Source organism: Pseudonocardia lacus, from assembly GCF_018531445.1.
In the GTDB taxonomy this organism is placed as follows: Bacteria; Actinomycetota; Actinomycetes; order Mycobacteriales; family Pseudonocardiaceae; genus Pseudonocardia; species Pseudonocardia lacus.
On record NZ_JAHDTH010000352.1, the window covers coordinates 1 to 4,175 of the forward strand.

Consider the following 4,175-nt stretch of genomic DNA (forward strand, 5'->3'; position numbering starts at 1 on the left):
AGCTCGGCCAGCTGCCCGGGCGTCAGCTCGGCCACCAGCCGGGCCGCCTCGCGCAGCGCGGCGGCGGCCAGCGCGCACACCTGCGCCGGCTCCGCGCCGCCGTCCAGCTGCGTCGCCGCCTCGCTCACCTGGCGCTTCACGCCGCCGTCCGGTCGAGCTGGTCGGACACCTCGCTGACCAGCTCGCGCAGCTCGCGGGTCTGCGCCCGCCCGGTGCCGCCGAGGATCACCGGCACACCGTGCTCGGGCGCCGGGCCGTAGACGGACTTGCTGTCGCGGATGGTGGTCTCGAAGGTGGGCACGCCGCGCGCCTCGATCCGGCTGATGACGCTGCGCTGGGTCTCGATCGGCTTGCCGTCGAGGTTCTGCACCATCGTGAAGATGACCGCGGCCGGCGGCCGGGAGATCTGGCCGCCGCTGCCGTTGCGGTGCTCGTTGTACTCGTCGACGAAGGCCCGGATCTTCATGCCCAGCGAGTCGATGCCGCTGGTGGACAGGTAGTCGGGTTTGGTCGGGATGAGCAGCAGGTTGCTGGCGGCCACGGCGTTCTTGGCCATCAGCCCGAAGTTGGGCGCGCAGTCGATCAGCACCACGTCGTACTCGGACAGCGCGGCGTGCGCGAGGCCATCGCGCAGCCTGCTGTGCAGGTCGACGTAGAGCTGGGGCTGCCCGCGCAGCTCGGCGGCCAGCGCGGTGTCGACGTCGGCCAGGTCGCGGTGCGCGGCGATGAGGTCCAGGTAGCCGCCGGTGTGGGAGAGCAGCTCCAGCACCCGGCGGGGCTTGGCGATCAGCGGCGCCGGGCTCGGCATCGCCTCCGGCGTGCCGATGCCGTCGTACCAGTGCTTGATGGTCCGCGTCGGCAGCAGCTCGCCGGCCCACTCGTTCTGGGTGAAGAACGAGATGGTCAGGCTGGCCTGCGAGTCGAGGTCGAGCATCAGCACCCGCTTGCCACGGGCCGCTAAGCCGGCGCCGACGTTCGCGGTGAGCGTGGTCTTGCCGACCCCGCCCTTGTGGTTGATGACCGAGACGACCTTCACCCGTTTTCCTCCCGCGGTCGGCGCGCACCGGTGCCGCACAGCTCGCCGCCGCACAGCCCGGGGCCACACAGTTGGGTGGCTGCATCGTGCCAGGCCCGGCCGGAGCGCCCGCCGCGACCCCGCCCGCCCTCAGCCGGTGTGCGCCAGCACCGCCGCGGCCAGCGGGCCGGCCACCGCGGCGCTGACCGCATGGCCCATGCCCGGGATCCGGACCAACCGCGCGGGATGCGCCGTTCGGCCGATCCGGGCCGCGAGGTGCTCGGAGTGCGGCGGGGGGTGCACCGGGTCGTCGGGCGCCTCCACCACGAGCGTGGGCACCGTCACCGCGGCCAGCTCGGCGCCCCGGTCGAGACCGGTGGTGTCGAGGTAGGTGTGCGCGGCGACCGGATCCGCGCGGCCGCTGTGCGCGATCACGCGCTCCTCGAGGGCCCGGAACCCGGCGGCGTCGAACGGGCTGCCGGTGCCGTGCAGCAGCCGCCAGTGCTCGACGCGCCAGTCGAGCTCGCCCTCGTCGTCGCGCGGGTCCTCGACCTCGGTCCACAGCCGCAGCAGGGCCGGGTCGGGGGCGGGCAGCGCCGGGTCGTCCGCGGCCCGCAGCGCGGTGCTGCAGACGAGCGAGGCCGTGCGCAGCCGGTCGGGGTGGTCGAGCAGGAGCAGCTGGGCGATCAGCCCGCCCAGCGCCACCCCGACCACGTGGGCCCGCTCGACGCCGAACGCGTCGAGCACGGCCAGCGCGTCGGCGGCGAGGTCGGTCACGCCGTACTCGCCGGGGTCCTCCGCGACGCCGGAGCGCCCGGTGTCGCGGTGGTCGTAGCGGATGACGCGGTGCCGCCGCCCGAGGGCGGTCAGCAGCTCGTCGGGCCAGGCCACCCCGGACTGGTTGGCCGGGGCGACCAGCAGCAGCGGCTCGCCCGAAGGGGCGCCGCACTCCTCGGCCCACAACCGGACGCCGGCGTCGCGGTCCACGTAGCGGTGCACCGGCACAGCCTGCCGGTGCCGGCCGCGGCGTCGGCAGCGGCCCCCGCACCGCCCGGAACCCCGACGGGGGTCGAGTGCCGGGCGGTGCGCGGGGTCACTTCAGGGCGTCGATCAGCGCCTGGCGCTGGCGGTCGCCCAGGCCGGCGGCGCGCCGCGAGGCGTCGATGCCGGTCTGCTCCAGCAGGGCGGTCACCTTGGCGGGGCCGTAGCCGGGCAGGCTCTTGAGCAGGTCGGCGACCTTGGTCTTGCCGACGATCGAGTCGGACTTGGCCCGGTCGAGGACCGACGGGATCGTCTCGTCCCCGCGGGCGATCGACTCCCGCAGCTCCTTGCGCGCCGTGCGCGCGGCGGCGGCCTTCTTGAGGGCCTCGGCGCGCTGCTCGGGAGTCAGGGTGGGCAGTGCCATGTCGGTGTTCTCCTCTCCGTGCGTCCACCCCGGACGGGGTACACGCAGGTCATGATGGCCGCAAGCGTGACAGAACGCTGGTTCGCCACGCGGAGCGACCCCCGCGAGGGGCTGCGTACCCATCTGTCGACGACGCCAAGCGGGCCGTTGGCCGGCCGCATCCCGATCGTTGCCGACGTCACGAGCAGGCGGCCGCCAGCGAGGTCGGGGCGTTGGTCGCCAGCGGTTCGCCGGTCTCCTCCTGCCCGCCCGCGGCCGTCTCGGCCTCGTCGACGGGCGCCGGGGCGCCGCCGGCGCCACCGGTGGGGTCCTTGGTGGGGGAGGGGGCGTCCGGCGCGGGCGCCGGCGGCGGCTTCGGGACGCCGTTGATGGCGTCCTGCACGACCTCGCGCATGTACTCGAAGTTGGGGTTGGCCGTGCTGAAGTGCCCGTCGTCGGTGCTCGGGTCGGGCAGGTTCGGGTCGAACGAGACGCTCTCCAGCGCCAGCGATCCCTCGTTGCCGGCCAGCGCGACCAGCGCCGGCAGCACCTCCTGCGGCACGTTGGTCGAGACGCTGTCGGTGGTGACCGCCGCGATCTCCTGGAAGTTCGTCAGCACGTCGGTGGCGCTCTTCTGGGCCAGCAGGTTCTGCAGCAGGCAGCGCTGGCGGCCCATGCGGGCGTAGTCGGTGGTGCCGGTGCGGGAGCGGGCGAAGGCCAGCGCCTGCTCGCCGGTCAGCTCCTGGATGCCGGGGGGGATGTAGCCGTCGGGCTTGATCAGCTTGCCGGAGGGGCTGATGCCGCCGATCGGGATCGGCTCCGGGCCCACGTCGACGGTCAGCCCGCCCAGCGCGTCGATCATCGACTGGAAGCCGGCCATGTTGACCTCGACGTAGTAGTCGATGTCCAGGCCCAGCATGTAGGCGACGGTCTGGTGCAGCAGGTTCAGGCCGGGGTCGTCGGTCGGCCCGGCCGGGGCGACGTCGGGGTGCTCCAGCGCGTAGGCGTAGACCGCGTTGAGCAGGTAGTTGCCCGACAGCGGGTCGGAGTTGTCGTGGAACCCCTTGGGGAACTGCTCGCCCATCGGCGAATCGGGCGGGAACTGGGCGCGCTGGATGTTGCGCGGCAGGCCGAACAGCGTGCTGCGGCCCGTCTCGGTGTCGATGCTGGCGACCATCATCGTGTCGGTGCGGGTGCCGGTGCGGTCGGGCCCGGCGTCGCTGCCGACGAGCAGCACGTTCAGCCGCGGCTTGGCGATGGCCACCGCGGCCGCCGTGCCGCCACCGCTGCCGGGGAAGAGGTCGTCCAGGACGGCGCGCGAGGTGTTGGCCAGGTTCGCGCCGTAGCCCAGCGGCGCGGCCACGACGAGGCACAGCGCGACGACGGCCACCGCCCCGATCGCCTGCGGCCCGCCGGCCAGGCCGGTCGGCCGGGCCAGCAGGTACGTGCGCACGATGGTGGCGATCCACAGCAGCCCGCCGACGATCATCGCGATCATGGCGATGGCCAGCGTGCGGCTGTTCAGCACGGTCCCCAGCAGCGCCTGCCGGCCCACGTTCAGCCCGACGACCGCGAGCGCGCCGACGATCAGCGCGAACACCCCGAGGATGATCCCGCCGGTCCGCCGCCTGCCCAGGATCAGGTGGCCGGAGCCGGGGGCCACGGTGGCCGCCAGCGTGGCCGCCAGCGCCTGGCCCAGGCTCCGCCCGCCGGCCGCCGCGTCGTCGGGGTCGTGCCCGGCCGTGGGGCGCTTGGGGCGGGCGGGCCGGCCGGTGC

At 74.4% G+C, this 4,175-nt stretch carries 4 protein-coding genes; all 4 read right to left on the reverse strand.

What is annotated here, in order from left to right; translation table 11 throughout:
• Nucleotides 1–136: 136 nt before the first annotated feature.
• Nucleotides 137–1,036 carry a ParA family protein gene (locus KIK08_RS37540; protein WP_214408075.1) on the reverse strand — a complete coding sequence of 300 codons (900 nt, stop codon included), beginning with the start codon at nucleotides 1,034–1,036 and terminating at the stop codon, nucleotides 137–139.
• Nucleotides 1,037–1,165: 129 nt separating this feature from the next.
• Entirely contained in the window at nucleotides 1,166–2,014 is an 849-nt protein-coding gene (locus KIK08_RS37545; protein ID WP_214408076.1) for an alpha/beta fold hydrolase, read from the reverse strand.
• Between the two features lie 94 nt (nucleotides 2,015–2,108).
• On the reverse strand, nucleotides 2,109–2,420 hold the full coding sequence (gene mihF / locus KIK08_RS37550; RefSeq protein ID WP_214408077.1) for an integration host factor, actinobacterial type: 312 nt from the start codon (nucleotides 2,418–2,420) through the stop codon (nucleotides 2,109–2,111).
• A gap of 178 nt (nucleotides 2,421–2,598) precedes the next feature.
• A partial coding sequence (locus KIK08_RS37555) for an LCP family protein (RefSeq protein ID WP_214408078.1) occupies nucleotides 2,599–4,175 on the reverse strand: 1,577 nt, incomplete at its 5' end.

Bases quoted from the DNA above. Each gene is read 5' to 3' on its own strand.
- mihF (WP_214408077.1), bottom strand. From the start codon at position 2,420: ATGGCACTGCCCACCCTGACTCCCGAGCAGCGCGCCGAGGCCCTCAAG.